The following is a 20,193-nucleotide window of genomic DNA, read 5'->3' as shown; positions in this document are numbered from 1 at the left end:
GTGCGGTCAGCGGGCGTCGGCCGTGGCCGGCGCGAAGACGAACCAGCGGTAGGCCACGTAGCGGAACGCCGTGCCGAGCACGAGCCCCACCCCGTTCGCCGCGATGTTGTCGGCGAGCTGGCTGGTGTGGCCGAGCACGTAGTGCGACACGAAGAGGCACAGGGAGGCGATGGCGAGCCCCCCGACGTTCACGAGGCCGAAGACGACGGCCTCCTTGAGCACGGCCCGGCCGCGGTCGGCGCGGAACGTGAGGTAGCGGTTGCCGAGCCATGCGACGGCCGTCGCGACGATCACCGAGATGACCTTCGCGCCGATCGGCTTGTCGTCGAGCAGCGTGAGCCTCAGCAGGTTGTAGACGCCCACGTCGACGACGAAGGCGATGCCGCCGACGAAGCCGAAGGTCGCGAGCTCGCGGAGGCGGCTCGCCACGCGCACCGAGACGGCTGCGCGGGCGGGCACGGAGGCCGTCGCCGAAGAGGCGGCGGCGCGGTCGACGTCGGGGGCGTCGGCCGGTCGGGTGGTCGGCCTCTCGTCGAGGGCGGGAGCGTCGGGCATGACACCGGTTCGGGGGCCCCCCGGAAGGGGGTTTGCCCGGGGTACGTCCTTGTGCGCTGGTTGCCAGGTTGGCGTCACGCGCTGTTCACACAGCCGTCCCGGCCGTCGCTCGCCTCGCGCCCGGGACGCGCGTAGCGTGAGCCCATGGAATTCAGATACCTCGGACACAGCGGTCTCAAGATCTCGGAGATCACCTACGGCAACTGGCTGACGCACGCGTCGCAGGTCGAGAACGACGTCGCGACGCAGTGCGTCCGTGCCGCCCTCGACGCGGGCATCTCGACCTTCGACACCGCCGACGCCTACGCGAACACGGGCGCCGAGACGGTGCTCGGAGCGGCGCTCGCCGGCGAGCGCCGCGAGTCGCTCGAGATCTTCACGAAGGTGTACTGGCCGACCGGCCCTGCCGGCCACAACGACACCGGCCTCAGCCGCAAGCACATCCTGGAGTCGATCGACGGCTCCCTGAAGCGGCTCGGCACCGACTACGTCGACCTGTACCAGGCGCACCGCTACGACAGCGAGACCCCGCTCGAGGAGACGATGCAGGCCTTCGCCGACGTCGTCCGCCAGGGCAAGGCGCTCTACATCGGCGTGAGCGAGTGGAACGCCGAGCAGATCCGCGCGGGCCACGCCCTCGCCGAGAAGCTCGGGGTGCAGCTCATCTCGAACCAGCCGCAGTACTCGATGCTGTGGCGCGTCATCGAGCAGGAGGTCGTCCCCGCCAGCAAGCAGCACGGCCTGGGCCAGATCGTCTGGTCCCCGGTCGCGCAGGGCGTCCTGACCGGCAAGTACAAGCCGGGTGCCGAGCTCCCCGCCGGCAGCCGGGCGACCGACGAGAAGGGCGGCGCGAACACCATCAAGCGCTTCCTGACCGACGAGGTGCTCACGGGGGTCGCCTCGCTCGAGCCGATCGCCGCCGACCTGGGGCTGTCGATGGCCCAGCTCGCCATCGCGTGGGTGCTGCAGAACGACAACGTCGCCTCCGCGATCATCGGCGCCTCGCGGCCCGAGCAGGTCGCCGACAACGTCAAGGCTGCCGGCGTCGCCCTGCCCGCCGAGGTGATGACCAAGATCGACGAGGCCCTCGGCGACCTCGCCGAGCACGACCCCGCGAAGACGGTCTCGCCGGCCCAGCGCCCGGCCTGAGCCGCTCGCCTCGCGCGCGCGATCTCCGGGACGACGTTCCCGATCTCCTGCAGGAGATCGGGAATGTCGCGCGAGAGGATGCGCTTGCATATACTCGTACCGACCTTCGGTGACACGTCACCGATCTCGATCTCGTCGAACAGCCCACCGAACCGACCACAGAACAGCAGGAGAACACCATGGCCATCACCGCAGAGAAGATCCCCGCCGGCACCTGGAACCTCGACCCCACCCACAGCGAGGTCTCGTTCAGCGTCCGTCACCTCGCCATCAGCAAGGTCAAGGGCTCCTTCGAGTCGTTCGACGCGTCGCTCGTGACCGACGAGGACCACACGGCCAGCAAGGTCACCGCGTCCATCGACGTCGCGTCGATCAACACCAACCAGAAGGACCGCGACGGGCACCTCCAGACCGGCGACTTCTTCCTCGCCGAGGAGCACCCGAAGATGACCTTCGTCTCGACCAGCATCGAGGAGAAGGGCGACGACTCGTTCCTCGTCCACGGCGACCTCACCCTCCGCGGCGTCACCAAGCCCGTCACCCTCAAGAGCGAGTTCGGCGGCCTCGTCGTCGACGGCTACGGCCAGACCAAGCTCGGCTTCTCGGCCACCACCAAGATCGACCGCACCGAGTTCGGCGTCAGCTGGAACGCGGCCATCGAGGCCGGCGGCTTCACGCTCGGCAACGACGTCACCGTCACGCTCGAGATCCAGTTCGTCCACGCCGCGTAGTCCACGCAGCACGCACGACGCGCCCTGGGCGCGTTCGTGACCGGAGGGCCCGCATCTGCACCAGCAGGTGCGGGCCCCTCGTCGTCGGCCAACGGGACAGGATCCCCGCCGAGGGTTACGTCGAGGGCTCAGGACGGCTAGTGTCACCTCACATCCGACATTCCGTGTGAGGAGTTCTTGATGCCCGTGACCGACCTTCCTTCGTGGCTCATGATCGCCGCGGCCCCTGGTGCCGTGCTCGGCGCCGCCGTCCTGCTCCGCCTGCCCTGGCGCCGTCGGAGCCGACGATGAGGCCCGGCGAGAGCTCGGGCACCGACTCGGCTCCGCTCCCCCACGTCGTCTCGTGGTCGAGCTACCCCCGCCGGACGGCGGCGCTCCTGGCGGTCGTCGTCGCCCTCAGCATCGGCGTCCAGGTCTGGACCGGCCTCGCCTCCGCCCCCGCGGTCGTGTTCCTCCTGCTCGTCGTCGTCGTCGGGGCCCAGATCGTGCTGGGGCTGTTCGACCGCCCCCGCGGCCTCGACCGCGTCTCGCGCGCGACGTCGACGCGGGCCCAGCCCGACACCGTGCCCCGCCGGCCGGGCGACCCGGACGTCGTCGCGCTCGTGCCCTGCTACAACGAGGACCCCGCGGCCCTCCGCGCCTGCCTCCGCGGCTTCCTGGCCCAGACCCGTCTGCCCGACGGCGTCGTCGTGGTCGACGACGGCTCGACCACCGGCGGCTACGAGACCGTCGAGGCGTGGTTCCGCCTGGCGGCGGACGAGCTCGGCGTGCGGGCCACCTGGCTCCGCCAGGCGAACGGGGGCAAGCGCCGCGCGCAGGTGCACGGCGCCGAGGCCGAGCCGCACGCCGACGTCTACGTGACGGTCGACAGCGACAGCATCCTCGACGGCAGGGCCCTCGAGAACGGGCTCGTCGCCTTCGACGATCCTCAGGTGCAGTCGGTCGCCGCCGTCATCCTCACCACGAACGTCGCACAGAACCTGCTGACCCGGGTCGTCGACGTGTTCTGCGTCTCGCTGCACCTCTTCGAGCGCGCCGCCTTCTCCCGACTGGACTCGGTGATGGTGAACTCGGGCGGCTGCGCCCTCTACAGGGCGGACGTCATCCGCGACAACGTCGAGACCTACCTCGGCGAGACCATCCTCGGCCGCCCCGTGCACTTCTCCGACGACAGCATGCTCACGCTGTTCGCCCTCCGACGCGGGGCCGCCGTGCAGCAGTCGAACTGCGTCGCGTTCACGCTGATGCCGGACAGGCTCGGCCACCACCTCCGGCAGCAGCTCCGCTGGATGCGCGGTTCGTTCATCCGGTCGGGCTGGCGGCTGCGCCATCTGCCCCTGCACCGCGCGGCGTACTGGCTGCACCTGGCGAAGTGGCTCATGTACACGACCGTCACCGCCACATTCTTCGTCGTCGTGCTCTCCGGCGGGTTGTCGACCCCTCTGACGGCCGGCTCCGCCGCCCTCGGCGCCGTCGCCCTGTACTCGCTGACCACCCTTCGCTACGCGACGATCGAGCGCAGCGACCGCACGCGCGCCCAGACGCTCCGCACGCTCTGCCTCGCTCCGCTCGCGGGCATCTGGAGCCTCACGGCGTTGCGGGTGCTGCGGTGGTACGCCATGGCGACCTTCGCGAACGTCGGCTGGGGCACCAGGGCCAGCGTCGAGGTCCGCCAGCCGACGGCCCCCGACCCGACGTCTCTCACGGGGTGACCGCCACTCACGCGGTGGCCGTCCCTCCCTTGGCCCGTCGGGTCAGCACTCGGCGGACGACGACCCGCTCCCCCAGGGTCCAGGCCGCGCTCGTCACCATGTAGAGGGCGGCGGCGAGCGGCACGAACGCGGCGACGACGACGGTGACGAAGGGCAGCACGCGGGCGACGGTCGCGAGGGCGGGCAGCGCCTCCTGCCCTGGCATCGTCGCGACCGGGCCCGCGGCCCTCAGGTCGGTCCGTCGTCGCAGCTCGACGACGAGCGCGAGCACGACGAGCAGCACCACGAAGGGCCAGACGGCACCCGCCGCGACGCCGCCGACGACGAGACCGACCGAGCCCACCAGCGAGGCGCCGAGCGCCGCACCGGCCAGGCCGTGCCCGAGCAGGGCGTTGGCGTGCCCGGCGATCACGGGGTGCGCGAACAACGACCAGACGGCTGTGAGCACCGGCGCCTGGGCGAGGGTCGGCAGGCAGCCCGCCAGCGGCGACACCTTCTCCGACGTGTAGAGCGCCGCCGTCGCGCGCTGCAGCGCCTGGGGGTCGCGGATCCGGCGACGCATGTCGGCGAGCGCGGGCGCCAGGCGACGACGGCCGATCTCCGCCCGCACCTGCGACACCCCGACGGGCACCAGCAGGACGCGGACGAGCAGGGTCAGGAGCACGACAGCGAGCGCGGACGACGAGGCGCCGGCGATCGGCTCGACGAGGTCGCTCAGCGCGACGACGACGGTGTGCAGGCCGTCGAGGGCGACGGCGAGGGGCGGGAAGGCGGACAGGTCCATGGAGGTCCTCACGGCAGAAGGGAAGAGGTCGCTTCTGGCCGTCGGGCGCCGCGGGCGCGGCTAGACGGCCGGGAGGCCCTGTCCCGGTGCCCGCGAGCGCACGTGACCGTCGGCGTCGGGGTCGCGGGCGAAGACGAGGAGGCGCACGTCGGCCGCCTCGGTCAGCGCCGTCCCCGGCACGGTCGCGCCCAGCCCCGCGAGCGCGAGCACCGCGCGGGCGACGACCACGATAGTCAGCACCGCGGCGGCCCCGACGAGGCCTGCGACGACGGCCGCCGGCGACGACCCGGCGTGGCCGACGGCGAGGCCGGTCGCGAGCGCGAGCTCGAGCGGCGCGAGGACGCGCACCAGCAGCTCGAGCAGGGAGGTCATGCCCCCGAGACTAGACGACGTGCCGAGGCCTCCGGTAGGTACGCTGACGGCGGACCTCCGGTGTCGCGGGCGTCCTCGGGAAGGCTCGCGCGCCTCCTGCGTTGTCATCGTCACACCCGCACCGAGGAGGACCCGCATGACGCACGACTGGATCACCCTGCAGCACCGGGCGCACGCCGAGTTCGCGCGCCGTGTCGAGGCGGTCACCGACTGGGACGCTCCGACGCCCGACACGGAGTGGGCCGTGCGCGACCTGGTGCGCCACGTGACCCGCGAGCAGCAGTGGGTCCCGGTGCTGCTGGAGGGCGGCGACCCGAGCGAGGCACAGGCCTCGGTCGAGCCCCTCGGCGACGACCTCGTCGACGCCTGGCACCGGTCGTCGCGCGCCGCGGCCGAGGCCTGGCGCGAGGCCGATCCCGAGGCGTCCGTCCGGGTCAGCTCCGACGTCGTGCCGGTGCGCGAGTACCTCGCCGAGCAGGTCGCGGACGTCACGATCCACGCCTGGGACCTGGCCCGCGCCATCGGCTCCGACGAAGAGCTGGACGACGACCTCGTAGCCGCGGTCTGGTCGGTCTTCGAGCCGCAGCGGGACGCCCTCGAGGCCTCCGGGCTGTTCGCCTCGCCGGTGCCGGTCGACGACGACGCACCGCTGCGCGTGCGCCTGCTCGCGCTGACGGGCCGCGACGCGCGCTGACGCGGGTCCCCACGGACGCCGGCGCAGGCCGGCACGACGGCCCGCCTCGCAGGTCGCCCGGACCTCGGGATGGTTCGATGTCGGCATGACCGCCGACGCCGAGTCCGACGCCCGCCCCTGGCTGCACAGCTACGCCCCGGGCGTCCCCGCCGACATCGAGCCCGTGACGGGCACGCTCGTCGACCTGATCGACGACGCCGTCGCCGCCCACCGCGGCCGGGTCGCCCTCGAGTTCTTCGGGCGCGAGACCAGGTACCGCGACCTCGGCGACGAGATCGACCGGGCGGCCGAGGGCCTGCGCAAGCTCGGCGTGACGGCCGGCGACCGGGTGGCGATCCTGCTGCCGAACAGCCCGCAGCACGTCGTCGCCTTCTACGCCGCGCTCCGCCTCGGCGCGGTCGTCGTCGAGCACAACCCGCTCTACACCGACCGCGAACTGCGCCACCTCTTCGAGGACCACGGCGCGAAGGTCGCCATCGCCTGGGACAAGCTCGTCGGGCGCCTCCGCGAGCTGCCCGGCGACCTGCGCTTCGACACGATCGTCTCGGTCGACGTGACGCGCGGCATGCCGCTCGGCACCAGGCTCGCCCTCAAGCTGCCGATCCCGGCCGCCCGCAAGTCCCGCGAGGCCCTCACTGCCCGTGCCGTCGGGGACGTGACCTGGCCCGACCTCGTCTCGGGCCGTCCCCTGAAGAAGCGGCACCCGCGCCCGGCCCTCGACGACGTCGCGCTGCTGCAGTACACGAGCGGCACCACCGGTTCGCCGAAGGGTGCGGTGCTGACCCACAGGTCGCTGCGCAGCAACGCCGAGCAGGGTCGCGCCTGGGTGCAGGGAGTCGTCGAGGGCGAGGAGACGGTCTACGGCGTGCTGCCGTTCTTCCACGCCTACGGCCTGACGCTCTGCCTGACGTTCGCGATGCGCATCGGCGCACGGCTCGTGCTGTTCCCCAAGTTCGACGTCGACCTCGTGCTCAAGGCGGCGGCGAAGCACCCGCCGACCTTCCTGCCCGCGGTGCCGCCGATCTACCAGCGCCTCGCCGAGGCCGCCGAGCAGCGCGGCGTCGACCTCCGCAGCGCGCGCTTCGCCATCTCGGGCGCCATGAACCTGCCCCTCTCGACCGTCACCGCCTGGGAGCGGGTCACGGGCGGCATGCTCGTCGAGGGCTTCGGCCTCACCGAGACCTCGCCCGTCGCGCTCGGCAACCCGATGGGGCCGACCCGTCGGCCGGGCACCGTGGGGGTGCCGTTCCCCTCGACCGAGGCGCGCGTCGTCGACCGCGACGAGCCCGATCCCGAGCGCCCCGTGACGCCGGGCGCCGCCGGCGAGCTGATCCTCCGGGGGCCGCAGGTCTTCCGTGGCTACTGGAACCGTCCCGACGAGACGGCCGAGGCGTTCCTGCCCGGCGGCTGGTTCCGCACCGGCGACATCGTCAGCATGAGTGCCGACGGCTACGTCACCATCGTCGACCGCATCAAGGAGCTGATCGTCACCGGCGGCTTCAACGTCGCCCCCTCCGAGGTCGAGGAGGCGGTGCGCGGCGTCGCGGGCGTGGCCGAGGCCGCGGTCGTCGGCCTCCCCCGCGAGGGCGGCGGCGAGGACGTCGTGGCCGCGATCGTCGTCGAGCCGGGCAGCACCGTCGACCCCGAGGAGGTGCGCGACCACTGCCGCGAGCAGCTCGCCGCCTACAAGGTGCCGCGTCGCGTCGTCGTGGTGGACGAGCTGCCCCGGTCGCTGATCGGCAAGGTGCTCCGCCGCGAGGTGCGCGACTCCCTCATCGCCGGCCGCTGACCCGGCTGCCGGCACCGGCTGCGGACGCCGACGGGCTTCCCGACGCGATCGCGACGAAGCGACGTGGTCTTCCGCGTCGGTTCGTCGTCCTCGCGTCGGTTCGCCCGCCTCCTCGGCTCAGAGCACTGCCCAGCGGCCGAGCGGCCAGAAGACGACCGTCGCGCGGCCGACGACGTGGTCGAGCGGCACGAAGCCCTCGTAGGGGCCGGTCACGTGCGACCGGGAGTCGGCCGACCGCTCGCGGTTGTCGCCCATCACCCAGAGCGCGCCCTCGGGCACGGTGACGTCGAAGGGCGTCAGCGACGCCGGGTCCCCCTCGGGCACGTCCAGGTACGGCTCGTCGAGCGACTCGCCGTCCACGAGCAGGCGCCCCTCGGCGTCGCAGCACGAGACGGTGTCGCCGGGCAGGCCGATGACGCGCTTGACGAGGTCGTCGCCCTCGGCCGGGCCCAGCCAGCCGCCCGGGTCCTCGAAGACGACGACGTCGCCGCGGTGCAGGTCCATGACGTCGGGCACGAGCTCGTTCACGAGGATGCGGTCGCCGATCAGCAGGGTCTGCTCCATCGACGCCGACGGGATGAAGAACGACCGCACCAGGAACGTCCGGACGCCCCACGACACCAGCAGCGCGACGAGCACGATCACCGCGACGTCGCGCAGCCAGCGCAGTCCGCTCGCCCGCCGGGTCGCAGGAGGCGCGGAGGCGTCAGCAGGATCGGTCACGCCCCCATCCTCCCCTGCGACAGCGCTAGGCCGTCGCCTGCCGCAGGCGCTCGAGGCGCGCCAGCGAGTGCTCCTCGGCGACGGGCTTGTCGCCGAGCACGCGGCCGATCGCGCCGAGCATCAGCCCGGCGGGCCGCAGGGTGGGCACGTCAAGCGGCCCGACGTGCGGCGCCCGCAGCCCGAGCAGCTCGCGGAAGCGCGGCTGCAGGGTGCCCACAGCACCGTTGAACAGCACCGGGTAGCCGACGCGCAGCACCGGGAACAGGGGCGGCCGCTTGATGAAGCCCACCACCTCCTCGGTCCTGGCGGTGCGCTCGAGGATCCCGCGACGGTCGAAGTCCCTCAGCTGGTCCTGCATCTCGGCGACCGAGCGCGGCGGGTCGACGACGCCCATCAGCTCGCCGGCGGTCGCCCACTCGCGCACGTACGCGTCGGGACCGCCGGGCACCTCGCCCTCGCCCCACGCCAGGTACGCCGCGAGGAACGAGTCCGCGAACGCCATGTGCACCCAGCTGAGCAGCTCGGGGTCGTTCGCCGCGTAGTCGTGCGAGACGCCGTTCCGGTCGTCGTAGCTGCCGACGACCTTCGTGTGCAGGCGGCTGACCCACTGCGAGGCGTGCGTCGCCGCCTCCTGGCTGCCGTACGTCACGGTGTAGATCCAGCGGATCGTGCCGGCGAGGCGGCCGAGCGGGTCCTCGCGGAACCGCGAGTGGTCGTGCACCCCCGCGAGCGCCCCCGGGTGCAGCGCCTGCACCAACAAGGCGCGTACCCCGGCCAGGATGGCGGTGTTCGAGCCGTGCACGGCCCAGACCGCCGACCCCGGCGCGAAGAAGCCCTCGTCATCGCCCTTCGCGAGGTCGGTGACCCACTCGGGCGTGCCCGTGTACTGGCCGTTGAAGGTGTACTGCAGGCGGGCACGGAGCGGCTCGGTCAGGGCGGGCATCCTCCGATCATGCGCCGCGGGGGCTGGACGCCTGCCCCCGGCGAGCGCCGACCTCTCGACGTCGAGGCACTCGAGACGCGCGAGGCATCCGATGCGCTCGAGGCGCTCGAGCCGGTCCGGCCTTCCTGCCAGGACGAACCGCGCCTCCTGGTGCCGGTGTCGACACGAGGAGGCGCGGGCGGAGCAGGCAGGCAGGCATCAGTTGCCGTGCGCCTCCTCGGCGACGGGCTGCCACTCCTGCCACAGCGCGAGACGCGACTCGTAGTCCTTCTTGGCGATGCCGAGCGGCGCCTTGCCGAAGAAGACACGGAGCGGCGGCGCGTCGGCGTCGACGACCTTGAGGATGGCGGTGCGGGTGGCCGTGGGGTCGCCGGGGTCGGCGGCCGAGGGGCGCTTGGACGCGGCCTCGCGGACCTCGGCGTACGCCTCGTTCTCGTCGCTGCGCGAGGCGGACGGGCCGGACCAGTCGGTCGAGAAGCCGCCGGGCTCGACGAGCGTCACCGAGATGCCGAAGCCGGCGACCTCCTGCGAGAGCGACTGGCTGATGCCCTCGAGGGCCCACTTCGACGCGTGGTAGATGCCGACGGTCGGGAACGCGCTGATGCCGCCGATGCTCGAGACCTGGACGATGTGGCCGGAGCCCTGCTCGCGCATGATCGGCAGGGCCGCCTGCGTGACCCAGAGCGCGCCGAAGAGGTTCGTCTCGAGCTGGCCGCGCGCCTCCTCCTCGGTGATCTCCTCGACCATGCCGAAGTGGCCGTAGCCGGCGTTGTTGACGACGACGTCGAGGCGGCCGAAGTGCTCGGCGGCCTGCTGCACGGCCGCCACGTCGGCGGCGCGGTCGGTGACGTCGAGCTGGATCGGCAGGAACGTGTCGGGGTACTGCTCGACGAGCGCGTCCACCGCCTCCAGCTTGCGGGCCGTGCCCGCGACGCTGTCGCCGCGCTCGAGGGCCGCCTCCGCCCACTCACGGCCGAAGCCCTTCGATGCCCCGGTGATGAACCAGACCTTGCTCACGGTGTTCCTCTCGTCGTGTGGTGTCGCGCTGTCGGGAGCGCGGCTCCACTGAACGCCCGGCCTCCCCGACGCGCGCACAGCCAGCTCGGAGGGTGCGCATCTCGGCCTAGAGTGGTGCGCGTGACCATCGACACCGCTCGTCCCTGGCTGGCCTCCTACGCTCCCGGCGTCCCCCACGACATCGAGCCCGTCACGGGCTCCCTCCTCGACATCGTCGAGGGCACGGCGGCCGAGTACCCGAAGTCGGTGGCGCTCGAGTTCTTCGGCGCGACCACCACGTACGCCGAGCTCGTCGACCAGATCTCGCGCGCGGCAGAGGGCCTGCGCAAGCTCGGCGTCCGCCACGGCGACACCGTCGCCCTCGTGCTGCCGAACAGCCCCCAGCACGTGGTGGCGTTCTACGCGGTGCTGCGCCTCGGCGCGATCGTCGTCGAGCACAACCCGCTCTACACGCCGCGTGAGCTGCGGCACCAGTTCGAGGACCACGGCGCGAAGATCGCCATCGCGTGGGACAAGGTCGTCGAGACCCTGCAGGACTTCCCGTCCGACGTGGCCGTCGACTCGATCGTGTCGATCGACGTGACGCGCGGCATGCCCCTCGCCACGCGCACCGCCCTGCGACTGCCGATCAAGAAGGCCCGCGAGTCGCGCGACCGCCTGACGACGACCGTCCGCGGCACCGTGCCGTGGGAAAAGATCGTCGGCTCGTCGCGCATCAAGGCGAGGCACCCGAGGCCCGAGACGACCGACCTGGCCGTCATCCAGTACACGAGCGGCACCACCGGCACCCCCAAGGGCGCTCAGCTGACCCACGCGAACCTGCTCTCGAACGCGGCGCAGTCGCGAGCCTGGGTCCCCACGATCACGCGCGGCGAGTGCACCGTCTACGCCGTGCTGCCCATGTTCCACGCGTACGGCCTGACCCTCTGCCTCACCTTCGCGATGAGCATGGGCGCCAGGCTCGTCCTGTTCCCGGCGTTCGACCCTGCCCTCGTGCTCAAGGTCATGAAGAAGCGCCCGCCGACCTTCCTGCCGGCGGTCCCGCCCATCTACACGCGCCTCCGAAAGGCGGCCGACGACGCGGGCGTCTCGCTGAAGGGCGTCGAGGTGGCGATCTCGGGGGCCATGCCCCTGTCGGCCGAGGTCGTCGAGCCGTGGGAGGAGCAGTCGGGCGGCTGGCTCGTCGAGGGCTACGGCCTCTCCGAGTGCTCGCCCGTGCTGATGGCCAACCCCGTCGGTCCGACCCGTCGCGCCGGCACCGTGGGCCTGCCCCTGTCGAGCACCGAGGTGCGCGTCGTCGACCCCGAGGACCCGACCGTCGACGTGCCCGCCGGCGAGAGCGGCGAGCTGATCGTCCGCGGCCCCCAGGTCTTCAGCGGCTACTACCGGAAGCCGCAGGAGTCGAGCGAGGTCTTCGTCGACGGCGACTGGTTCCGCACCGGCGACATCGTCACGATCGACCCCGACGGCTTCGTCCGCGTCGTCGACCGCATCAAGGAGCTCATCATCACGGGCGGCTTCAACGTGAGCCCGTCCGAGGTCGAGGAGGTGCTGCTCCGTCACGAGGGAGTCGCCGAGGCCGCGGCGGTCGGCCTGCCCTCGCCCGGCGGCGAGCAGGTCGCGGCCGCGATCGTGCTGCACCCGGGAGCCGAGGTCGACGTGCAGGCGCTGCGCGCCTTCGCCCGTCAGCACCTCACGCCCTACAAGGTGCCGCGTCGCATCGTCGTCGTCGACGAGCTGCCGAAGTCGCTGATCGGCAAGGTGCTGCGCCGCAAGGTGCGGGACGAGCTCGCCGACCGCTGAGCCGGGCCGACCAGCCGCCGCTGCCTCGCCGACCGGCTCCGGTCGGCCGGCGCTAGCCTCGACGGCATGACCATCGACGCTCTGCCCACCAGCACGCCGTCCGCCGAGGGGATCGACGCCGCCGGCGTCGAGGCCTTCCTCGACGGGCTCGAGTCCACGCCCGGCGTCGAGCCGCACAGCATCGTGCTGGTGCGTCACGGCTCCGTGGTGACGCAGGGCTGGTGGGCCCCGTACTCGGCTGACCGTGTCCACCTGCTCTACTCGCTGAGCAAGAGCTTCACCTCGACCGCCGTCGCCTTCGCGGTCGACGAGGGCCTCCTCGGCCTCGACGACACGGTGCTCAGCCACTTCCCCGAGCTCGACGCCGACGTGACCGATCCGCGCAGCCGGTCGATGCGCGTCCGCGACGTGCTCGCGATGTCGAGTGGACACCGGGCAGAGGCCCTCGGCCGCGCGCTCGAGGCCGACCCGGCCGACCTCGTCCGCGGGTTCCTCCTCACGCCGCCGGAGGCCGACCCCGGCTCGGTCTTCGCCTACAACCAGCCCTGCACCTACGCGGTCGCGGCGATCGTGCAGCGCGCCTCCGGCCTGTCGCTCACCGAGTACCTCCGGCCGCGGCTGTTCGAGCCGCTCGGCATCGGGGAGGCGAGCTGGCAGCGCGACGACAGCGGCCGAGAGATCGGCTTCAGCGGGCTGCACGCGCAGACCGAGGCCGTGGCGCTGCTCGGCCAGCTGTGGCTGCGGCGGGGCATGTGGCAGGGCAGGCAGCTGCTTCCCGCCTCCTACGTCGACGAGGCGACCCGGGTGCAGGTCGCGAACCCCGATGAGCCGAACGCGGACTGGAGCCAGGGCTACGGCTTCCAGTTCTGGATGGCCCGGCACGGCTGGCGCGGCGACGGCGCCTACGGCCAGTTCTGCGTCGTGCTGCCCGAGCACGACGTCGTGCTCGCGCTCACCGGCCAGACCGTCGACATGCAGGCCGTGCTCGACCTCGCCTGGCAGCACCTCCTGCCTGCCTTCGAGGGCCCGGGCGACGCGGCCGCCGACGACGCGCTGGCCCGCCGCACGGCCGCGCTCGGGCTGGCGCCCCTCGAGGACGACGCCGGCGCTGCCGAGCTGCGTGCCGCCTCCTTCGTGCCGACGTCGTCGAGCGAGCAGCCGACGTTGACGCTGGTCGGGCTGACGGACGAGGGGTCGTCGTGGCGCGTGCTGCTGCACGAGGGCGACGACGTGCTCGAGGCCGAGGTCGTCCTCGGCGCCTGGACCGTCACCGACGCGCTCGCGGTCACCGCGGGCCGCCGCGGCGCGGCGCTGCACGTCGACGTGGTGTTCGTGGAGACGCCGCACCGCCTGCACCTGGTGCTCGACGCAGGCGCCGCCGAGGTCCGGTGGGAGACGACGCCGCTGCACGCGCCGGCCCTGCGGCAGCTGCGAGCGCCGCGCGACGGCGAGACGTCCCCGCTCTAGCGACGAGGACGGCAGGCGACCGGGGCCCGGGAGGCGCGGGTCAGCTCGGCGAGACCCGGTCGCGCAGCCGTCCCTCGGCCAGCCAGGCCAGACGGCGCAGGGTCTCGCGGTTGCGGACGCCGAGCGCGGGGTCGAGCACGACGTCGGGGACGAGGGCGCCCGGCCCGGTGACCGCCTCCTCGTCCATCACGACGAGGCATCCCCCGGTGCGGTCGTGGACGGTGAGCGTCACCTGCGCCTCGCCCAGCGGCCAGCCCCTCGCGCGGAGGACTGCCCGGTGCGGCGGGTGCCACACCAACACGCTCGTGGTGTCGTCGACGACGAGCGGCCAGACGCCGAACGAGTGGTGGATCCTCGCCCCGACGGCCGGCCAGGTGAGCTCGACGTCGCGGATGCGCGAGGCGCCCACCACCCAGCTCGGGTAGAGCCAGCCGTCGCTCAGCACGTCGAAGACGTCGTGCGGCGACGCCTCGACGAACCTCTGGTCACGACTCACGTCGTCGTCCCTCCGTCGGGCCCCAGCCGGGGCAGGTGCTCGATGCCGAACTCGTGTCGCAGCGCGCTCAGGGCGGCGTAGGCCCCGCCCATCCCGTGCACGGAGGGGCCGGGCGGCACGGACGACGACGCGAGGTACGTGCCGGGCACAGCGGTGCGCCACGGGTCGGTCGACACCACCGGGCGCGCGATCAGCTGCCGCATCGTGGGAGCGCCCGACGCGATGTCGCCCCCGACGTAGTTCGGGTCGTGCTCCTCGAGGTCGGACGCCGTGTGGGCGCGGGAGGCGAGGACGAGGTCACGGAAGCCGGGCGCGAACCGCTCGATCTGCTGCGTGACCGCCTCGGTCATGTCGACGGTGCTGCCGTTCGGCACGTGCGCGTAGGTCCACAGGGCGTGCTGCCCGGCGGGCGCACGGGTGTCGTCGACGACGCCCGCCTGCACCGCGAGCACGAACGGCTCGGCGGGGTGCACGCCGCGGGCGACGTCGTGCTCGGCGCGGGCCACGGCCGCCCGGTCGCCGCCGAGGTGCACGGTCGGCGTGCGCCGCAGCTCCTCGGCCTGCCACGGCACGGGGCCGCTGAGGGCGAAGTCCACCTTGGAGGCGCCTCCCCCGTAGCGGAACCGCTCCAGCCGGCGTCGGTACCCGACCGGCATCTCGTCGCCGGCGATCGCGATCAGCTGCTTCGGGGTCACGTCGAGCAGCCGGACGGACGCGTCGAGCTGACGCAGGCTGGTCACCTCGACGCCGGTCTCGATCACCCCGCCGTGCGCGACCAGGTCGGCGGCGAGCGCGTCCGCGATCGCCTGGCTGCCGCCGCGCGGCACCGCCCACCCGTAGCCGTGCCCGTGCACCGCGAGGGCGAGGCCGGCGGCCGACGCGCTGAGGCTCGGCATCGGGCGGATGGCGTGGGCCATGACGCCCGCCAGCAGCGCGCGCGCCTCCTCGGTGCGGAGGCCGGCGTCCCACCACGGGCCCGCTTGGTGCAGGATCCGCAGGCCGAACTCGACCGCGGTGCCGAGGTGGCGCGGCACCTGGAGGATCGGCGACAGGGTGAACTGCGAGAGCTCGGCCTCGAGGTCGACGAGCCGGGAGAACATCCGGTGCCAGGTCGGGCCGTCGACGCCGAGCCCGTCGGCGGTGCGGTCGAGGTCGCGGTAGGCGACGCCGGCGGTTCCGCCGTCGAGGGGGTGCCCGTACGAGACCTCGGGAACGATCATCTCGACCCGCTCCTGCAGGCCCCAGCGCCGGAAGAAGCCCGACGCCATCGCCATCGGGTGCACCGCGGAGCAGATGTCGTGGCGGAAGCCCGGCAGGGTCAGCTCGGCCGTGCGGGTGCCGCCACCGATCGTGTCGGCCCGCTCGAGCAGCTGGACGCGCAGCCCGGCGCGGGCGAGCACGACCGCCGCCGAGAGGCCGTTCGGCCCGGCCCCGACGACGACCGCGTCGAACGCCGCCGTCACGGGCGGCGCCGGCTGCCGGCGACGGCCCGCGCGACGGCGGCGCCGGCGCCGAGGGCACCCGCCGCGGCGAGCGCGTAGCTGACGCCGCGGTTGCGCGTGTACCAGACCTGGGGGCTGGTCGAGCGGGCCTGGTCGTCGAAGATGCCGTGGGCGCCGTGGTCGCCGGCGACGGGGCTGTACAGGTTGTCCGGCCACATGGGCTCGGACTTCTCGGGCGCCTGCTGGCCGCTGTAGCCGGTCTTGGCGAGGTACACGTCGAGCCAGTTCGCCACGAAGCGGTTGCCGAGCACCGTCATGACGGTCGGCTCGCCGATCCACGAGCGGCGACGCGGCTTGTCGGCCACGTCGGCGATGGCACGCGCGCCCACCTCGGGCTGGAAGATCGGCGGCACCGGCTTCGGGTGCTCGGGGAGACGCGACCGGACCCAGTTGAACTGGATCGTGTTGAGGGCCGGCATGTCGACGGTCGAGATGACGACGTGGCTCTTGTTGTGGATCAGCTCGGTCGTCACGGACTCGGTGAACCCCTGCACGGCGTGCTTCGAGGCGCAGTAGGCAGCCTGCAGCGGGATGCCCCGGTGCGCCAGCGCGGAGCCCACCTGGATCACGTGGCCCTTGTCGCGCGGCGTCATGCGCGACAGCGCCGCGCGGGTGCCGTTGACGAAGCCGAAGTAGTTCACCTGGGTGGCCCGCTCGAAGTCGTCGGGGTCGGTCTCGAGGAACTCGCCGAACACCCCGACCATGGCGCAGTTGACCCAGAGGCCGATGTCGCCGAGCTCGTCCTCGACGCGCGTCGCGGCCGCCTCGACCTGCTCGCGGTCGGCGACGTCGGTGGGGACGCCCACGGCGCGCCGACCGGCCGCCCGGACGTCGGCGACGGCACCGTCCAGCCCCTCCTGGCCGCGCGCGAGCACCGCGACGTCCCAGCCGCGGTCGGCGAGCTCGCGGACCACGGCCCGACCGAGACCCGCGCTGCCCCCCGTCACGACGGCGATGCGAGAGATGGTGGGGTCGAGCTTGCTCATGGGTCTCCTCAGACGGTCTGCGACGGGGTCGTCGGGGTGCGGATGTTCGACGGTAGTCCTGGCCAGGGGTCGCGGTCAGATGTCGAAGTCGCCGAAGCCGCCGCCCCCGCCGAGGTCGCCGCCGCCGAACCCGCCGCCGAAGTCGCCGCCCCCGAAGTCGCCTGCCGCGCCCGGGTCGCCGCCGGTGGCGTCGCCGGCCAGCTGCGGGTCGGAACCGGCGTCGGCACCGGCGTCTGCGCCTCCGTCGGCACCGGCGTCGCCCTCGGCACCGGCGTCGCCCTCCGCTCCGCCGTCGGCCGTGGCGTCGCCGCCGTCGGGCAGGAACGAGCTGACGAGGGCCGAGCCGATCACGTACCCGGCGACCGTGCCGAGCAACGAGCCGCCGATGATCGAGCCCATGCCCATGCCCATGCCGCCGCCCTGCCGGCCCTGTGCCTGGCCGGCGCCGGCCTGCGCGCCCTGCTGGCCGCCTCCCAGGGTCTGCTCGAGGGTGCCGGGACGACGCAGCTCGGAGCGGGTGGCCGCCTGGGCCAGCGAGCCCGCGTCCTCACCGCGGGGCTGCTCGCCCTGGGGCGACTGGCGGCTGAGCTCGTCGAAGACCGTGCGGCGCTGCTCGGGCGTCAGGGTCGCGAACGCCTCGGCGTGCACCTGCTCGATGGTCTCCGGCGGCGCGGTGCGGAGCAGGTAGCGGTAGCGCTCGACGGCGATCTCGTCGTCGGTGCGGCTGCCGGGACGCTGGCCGGTCTGCTGCGGTGCCTGCTGCTGCGCGCCCTGCGGGGTCGCGCCGTCCTGCGGGTCGTCTCGTCCGAGGAGCTTGTCGAGGAATCCCATGGTGTGCCGTTCCTTCCGGTCGCCCCGGGAGCCTCCCGGGTGTCCGACAGTACGGACGACCCGGTCCGTCCGCCTGGACGGGCCGTGGGGATCCCCTCCGAGCGCGCCCCCGGCACGACGGGATGGATCAGCCCCGGGTGCGCTCGGCAGCACGGCGACGCCGCACCGCCCGGACGACGAGCCACAGGACGACCCCGGCGATCGCCGCGTAGACGGCGTAGTCGAGGTACTTGGCGTAGCGGTCGATCAGCTCGTACTGGGTGCCGAGGGCGACGCCCAGCCCGATCAGGAGCGTGTTCCAGAGGCCGCTGCCGATGATCGTGAAGAGCGAGAAGGTCACGAGCGGCATCCGGTCGGCCCCCGCGGGCAGCGAGATGAGGCTCCGCACCCCGGGGATGAAGCGCCCGAAGAAGACCGCCGACCGCCCGTGGCGGTGGAACCAGCCGGCGGCGGAGTCGAAGTCCTCGCGGTCGACGAGGGGCAGCTTCGACAGCCAGCGGATGCTGCGCTCGAGGCCGAGCACGGCGCCGAGCCAGTACAGCACCAGAGCCCCGACGTACGCCCCGAGCGTGGCCGTGGCGACGAGGAGGACGACGTTCATGTCCCCGCTGCCGGCGAGCGCCCCGGCCAGGGGCAGGATCAGCTCGCTCGGGATCGGCGGGAACACCGTCTCGACGAAGGTGAGCAGGCCGACGCCCCACTCGCCCGCCGCGTCGATGACGCGCGAGGAGATGCCGACGATCCCGTCGCTCTCGGTGAGCGAGCCGGGCGAGCCGGCGGCGGTCGGACGGGCGGCGGTCGGACCGACGGCGGTCGGACCGACGGCGGCGAGGAGGAGCGGGCTGGCAGCGATGGAGGTCATGGGTCCCTGGGTCGGTTCGTGGCCCGCGAGGGCTCGGATCGGCTCGGATCGGCTGGTCGAGCATGGCAGGGACGGCTGGGGACCGCCCCGGACGCTGCACGCTCTGCACCGCGGCGTCCGGGGGACGCGTCCTCTCGGACAGGAGCGGACGGGGAGCCTCCGTCAGAGGCGCACGGTAGGTTGTCACCGACCGCCCCGCTCATCCCGAGTCGCGGTCCGGCACGGACGACAGGACTGAACGGGTACCACCATGGGATCGCTGATCTACGGCACGTCGAGCATCGAGATCGAGTTCGACGACAGGACGCTCGAGCACCTGCAGATCGTCATCGCCACCAAGCTGCGACGGCGTGAGTCGTTCTTCTTCTCGTGGCGCGACACCCAGAAGGTCGGCGACGGCCGCAGCAGCATCTGGCTCGACCCGGGCATCCCCCTCTACTTCAAGTACGCCGGCGGCCGCGTCCCGACGATCAGCCGCGAGTGGCTCGCCGAGCTGACCACCTCCTCCAACAGCTCGTCCGGCTTGGTCCTCACCGACGAGCCGAGCCTCGACAACTCGGCCAAGCGCAAGTAGCTGCCCCGAGCGGCGGCAGGCGCGTCAGCGCCCCCAGGCCGCTCAGCGGCGCGAGCCGCGGGCGCGGCGTCGGGCCAGCCTCGCGAGTGTCCTCCAGCCCAGCAGGAAGACGCCGAGCACGACGACCGTGACGACCACGAAGCTCACCGCCGTGCCCTGGCCGCCGACCACCCTGAGCACCATGCCGACGACGACCGTGGCGGGCCACACGACGAGACCGGAGCCGAAGGCCGGGAGCGCGCGCCCGCGCACCAGCACGAGGGCCCAGCCGACGACGAGCCCCGCGGCGAACGGCCACAGGGTCGTCAGCACACCGGCCAGCGCCGACCCCTCGTCGTGGCTGCGACGCCCGATCAGGACGAACGCCACCACGAGCACGAGATCCGCGACGAAGGCCCACCAGGGCGCCCTGCGCACGGTCACCGGGGCTGCTCCAGCGTGCGTGACAACTCGGCGAGGAGGTCGTCGACCTGGGGTTCGACGAGACGGGCCAGGGCCTCAGCGATGCGTTCTCGGTGCGAGGCGACGGCGAAGCAGAGGGCGGTCCCGACCGTCTGGGCGTGCTCGTCGGCGAGGGCGAGCTCGCGACGGAGTGCCTGCTTGGCCTCCTCGGTGAACTCCGGCTCGGCCACCGCCTCCTGGTCGGCCTGGTCCGCAGGAGGCGCGTCCTCGGCGGCGAGGCCCGCCAGCGTGAAGAGGAACGGCTGGGTCGGGTCCGGCTCGGGGTCGACGTCGAGGCCGTCGAACTCGGGCGCCAGGTCGGCCTCCGGCCGGTACCCGTCGGGCTCGCCCTCGGCGGCCCGTCGCAGCTCGCGGTCGACGAGCGGGAGGTTGCGCGTCGTGTAGCTGTCGACCTCGGCGTCGACGATGTGCCGGAGGCGGTTGAGCAGTGCGTGCTGGACGGCGTGCGGCACGTCCTGGTCGAGCCCCGCGGCGGTCGCGACCGGCGAGCCGAAGCAGGTGCGGCAGACCCGGGTGCGTCCGCGGGCCGTGCCGATCCGCCAGCGCGGCAGCCAGCGCAGCCAGGCGTCGACCGCCCCGCGCACCTGCCCCTCGATCGAATCGGCCATGCGACGAATCTAGGGTGCGGAGCCTCCCGGGCGCCGCTGCCGTCGGGCGATTCCCGCACCTTCGACGTCGTGGAGATCAGGAACGAGCCGCGGCGGAGTCCTGATCCGTGCACGACTCAGGACGATCGCGCCC

21 protein-coding genes are annotated in these 20,193 nt (G+C 73.1%); 8 read left to right on the top strand and 13 right to left on the bottom strand.

All coding sequences use genetic code 11. The features are described from left to right. Window positions 1-6 precede the first annotated feature (6 nt). Window positions 7-555, bottom strand: a complete 549-nt coding sequence (locus tag ES689_RS11345) for a GtrA family protein (RefSeq protein ID WP_146904388.1) — start codon at window positions 553-555, stop codon at window positions 7-9. A gap of 144 nt (window positions 556-699) precedes the next feature. Between ES689_RS11345 and ES689_RS11340 the strand changes: the two genes are divergently transcribed. From ES689_RS11340 to ES689_RS11330, 3 genes are all read left to right on the top strand, one after another. Next, window positions 700-1,704, top strand: coding sequence for an aldo/keto reductase family protein (locus tag ES689_RS11340; protein ID WP_146904386.1), 1,005 nt, complete (start codon window positions 700-702; stop codon window positions 1,702-1,704). A gap of 179 nt (window positions 1,705-1,883) precedes the next feature. After that, window positions 1,884-2,435: a YceI family protein gene (locus ES689_RS11335; protein ID WP_146904383.1), complete on the top strand. Its 552-nt coding sequence runs from the start codon at window positions 1,884-1,886 to the stop codon at window positions 2,433-2,435. Window positions 2,436-2,722: 287 nt separating this feature from the next. Further along, complete coding sequence (locus tag ES689_RS11330; RefSeq protein ID WP_146904380.1) at window positions 2,723-4,147, top strand: glycosyltransferase; 1,425 nt, start codon at window positions 2,723-2,725, stop codon at window positions 4,145-4,147. A 7-nt stretch (window positions 4,148-4,154) separates the two neighbouring features. Here the strand turns inward: ES689_RS11330 and yidC are convergent, their stop codons facing one another. Both yidC and ES689_RS11320 read right to left on the bottom strand, forming a co-directional pair. Then, on the bottom strand, window positions 4,155-4,931 hold the full coding sequence (yidC, locus tag ES689_RS11325) for a membrane protein insertase YidC (protein WP_146904377.1): 777 nt from the start codon (window positions 4,929-4,931) through the stop codon (window positions 4,155-4,157). A gap of 60 nt (window positions 4,932-4,991) precedes the next feature. Next, window positions 4,992-5,303, bottom strand: a complete 312-nt coding sequence (locus ES689_RS11320; protein WP_146904374.1) for a DUF6412 domain-containing protein — start codon at window positions 5,301-5,303, stop codon at window positions 4,992-4,994. A gap of 136 nt (window positions 5,304-5,439) precedes the next feature. Here ES689_RS11320 and ES689_RS11315 point away from each other — a divergent pair, with 136 nt between their 5' ends. Together ES689_RS11315 and ES689_RS11310 are read left to right on the top strand one after the other, a co-directional pair. Next, a complete protein-coding gene (locus ES689_RS11315) occupies window positions 5,440-5,997 on the top strand; it encodes a TIGR03086 family metal-binding protein (protein WP_146904371.1) in 558 nt (185 codons plus the stop codon). 85 nt (window positions 5,998-6,082) lie between these two features. Further along, entirely contained in the window at window positions 6,083-7,786 is a 1,704-nt protein-coding gene (locus ES689_RS11310; protein ID WP_146904368.1) for a long-chain-fatty-acid--CoA ligase, read from the top strand. A 117-nt stretch (window positions 7,787-7,903) separates the two neighbouring features. Here ES689_RS11310 and lepB read toward each other — a convergent pair whose 3' ends face one another. The 3 genes from lepB to ES689_RS11295 form a co-directional block, all read right to left on the bottom strand. Then, the gene (lepB, locus tag ES689_RS11305; protein ID WP_146904365.1) at window positions 7,904-8,509 is read right to left on the bottom strand and encodes a signal peptidase I; all 606 of its coding nucleotides are present in this window, start codon (window positions 8,507-8,509) and stop codon (window positions 7,904-7,906) included. 25 nt (window positions 8,510-8,534) lie between these two features. After that, on the bottom strand, window positions 8,535-9,452 hold the full coding sequence (locus ES689_RS11300) for an oxygenase MpaB family protein (RefSeq protein WP_146904362.1): 918 nt from the start codon (window positions 9,450-9,452) through the stop codon (window positions 8,535-8,537). 198 nt (window positions 9,453-9,650) lie between these two features. Continuing rightward, complete coding sequence (locus ES689_RS11295) at window positions 9,651-10,469, bottom strand: SDR family oxidoreductase (protein ID WP_146904360.1); 819 nt, start codon at window positions 10,467-10,469, stop codon at window positions 9,651-9,653. Window positions 10,470-10,589: 120 nt separating this feature from the next. Between ES689_RS11295 and ES689_RS11290 the strand changes: the two genes are divergently transcribed. Together ES689_RS11290 and ES689_RS11285 are read left to right on the top strand one after the other, a co-directional pair. Continuing rightward, the gene (locus ES689_RS11290) at window positions 10,590-12,272 is read left to right on the top strand and encodes a long-chain-fatty-acid--CoA ligase (protein WP_146904358.1); all 1,683 of its coding nucleotides are present in this window, start codon (window positions 10,590-10,592) and stop codon (window positions 12,270-12,272) included. Window positions 12,273-12,338: 66 nt separating this feature from the next. Next, the gene (locus tag ES689_RS11285; protein WP_146904356.1) at window positions 12,339-13,739 is read left to right on the top strand and encodes a serine hydrolase; all 1,401 of its coding nucleotides are present in this window, start codon (window positions 12,339-12,341) and stop codon (window positions 13,737-13,739) included. A gap of 40 nt (window positions 13,740-13,779) precedes the next feature. Here the strand turns inward: ES689_RS11285 and ES689_RS11280 are convergent, their stop codons facing one another. The 5 genes from ES689_RS11280 to ES689_RS11260 form a co-directional block, all read right to left on the bottom strand. Continuing rightward, on the bottom strand, window positions 13,780-14,235 hold the full coding sequence (locus tag ES689_RS11280; protein ID WP_146904354.1) for an SRPBCC family protein: 456 nt from the start codon (window positions 14,233-14,235) through the stop codon (window positions 13,780-13,782). Then, the gene (locus ES689_RS11275) at window positions 14,232-15,698 is read right to left on the bottom strand and encodes an NAD(P)/FAD-dependent oxidoreductase (RefSeq protein WP_146904353.1); all 1,467 of its coding nucleotides are present in this window, start codon (window positions 15,696-15,698) and stop codon (window positions 14,232-14,234) included. Before ES689_RS11275 ends, ES689_RS11280 begins: the two co-directional genes overlap by 4 nt. Further along, complete coding sequence (locus ES689_RS11270) at window positions 15,695-16,723, bottom strand: SDR family oxidoreductase (RefSeq protein WP_223269550.1); 1,029 nt, start codon at window positions 16,721-16,723, stop codon at window positions 15,695-15,697. Before ES689_RS11270 ends, ES689_RS11275 begins: the two co-directional genes overlap by 4 nt. A gap of 75 nt (window positions 16,724-16,798) precedes the next feature. Then, window positions 16,799-17,554, bottom strand: coding sequence for a hypothetical protein (locus ES689_RS11265; RefSeq protein WP_146904351.1), 756 nt, complete (start codon window positions 17,552-17,554; stop codon window positions 16,799-16,801). Window positions 17,555-17,681: 127 nt separating this feature from the next. Then, on the bottom strand, window positions 17,682-18,416 hold the full coding sequence (locus tag ES689_RS11260; RefSeq protein WP_146904349.1) for a DedA family protein: 735 nt from the start codon (window positions 18,414-18,416) through the stop codon (window positions 17,682-17,684). 250 nt (window positions 18,417-18,666) lie between these two features. On the opposite strand from ES689_RS11260, the gene ES689_RS11255 reads away from it, so the two are divergent. After that, on the top strand, window positions 18,667-18,990 hold the full coding sequence (locus ES689_RS11255) for an ATP-dependent DNA ligase (protein WP_146904346.1): 324 nt from the start codon (window positions 18,667-18,669) through the stop codon (window positions 18,988-18,990). A 42-nt stretch (window positions 18,991-19,032) separates the two neighbouring features. Here ES689_RS11255 and ES689_RS11250 read toward each other — a convergent pair whose 3' ends face one another. Both ES689_RS11250 and ES689_RS11245 read right to left on the bottom strand, forming a co-directional pair. Then, window positions 19,033-19,413, bottom strand: a complete 381-nt coding sequence (locus tag ES689_RS11250) for a DUF3054 domain-containing protein (protein ID WP_223269549.1) — start codon at window positions 19,411-19,413, stop codon at window positions 19,033-19,035. Continuing rightward, window positions 19,410-20,060, bottom strand: coding sequence for a spermidine/putrescine ABC transporter substrate-binding protein (locus ES689_RS11245; protein WP_146904343.1), 651 nt, complete (start codon window positions 20,058-20,060; stop codon window positions 19,410-19,412). Before ES689_RS11245 ends, ES689_RS11250 begins: the two co-directional genes overlap by 4 nt. Between the last annotated feature and the right edge of the window lie 133 nt (window positions 20,061-20,193).

The sequence above is a fragment of the Frigoribacterium sp. ACAM 257 genome, from assembly GCF_007954365.1.
Lineage (GTDB): Bacteria > Actinomycetota > Actinomycetes > Actinomycetales > Microbacteriaceae > Frigoribacterium.
The sequence above is the reverse complement of the archived record's forward strand: the minus strand, read 5'-3'. Positions and strand labels throughout refer to the sequence as shown.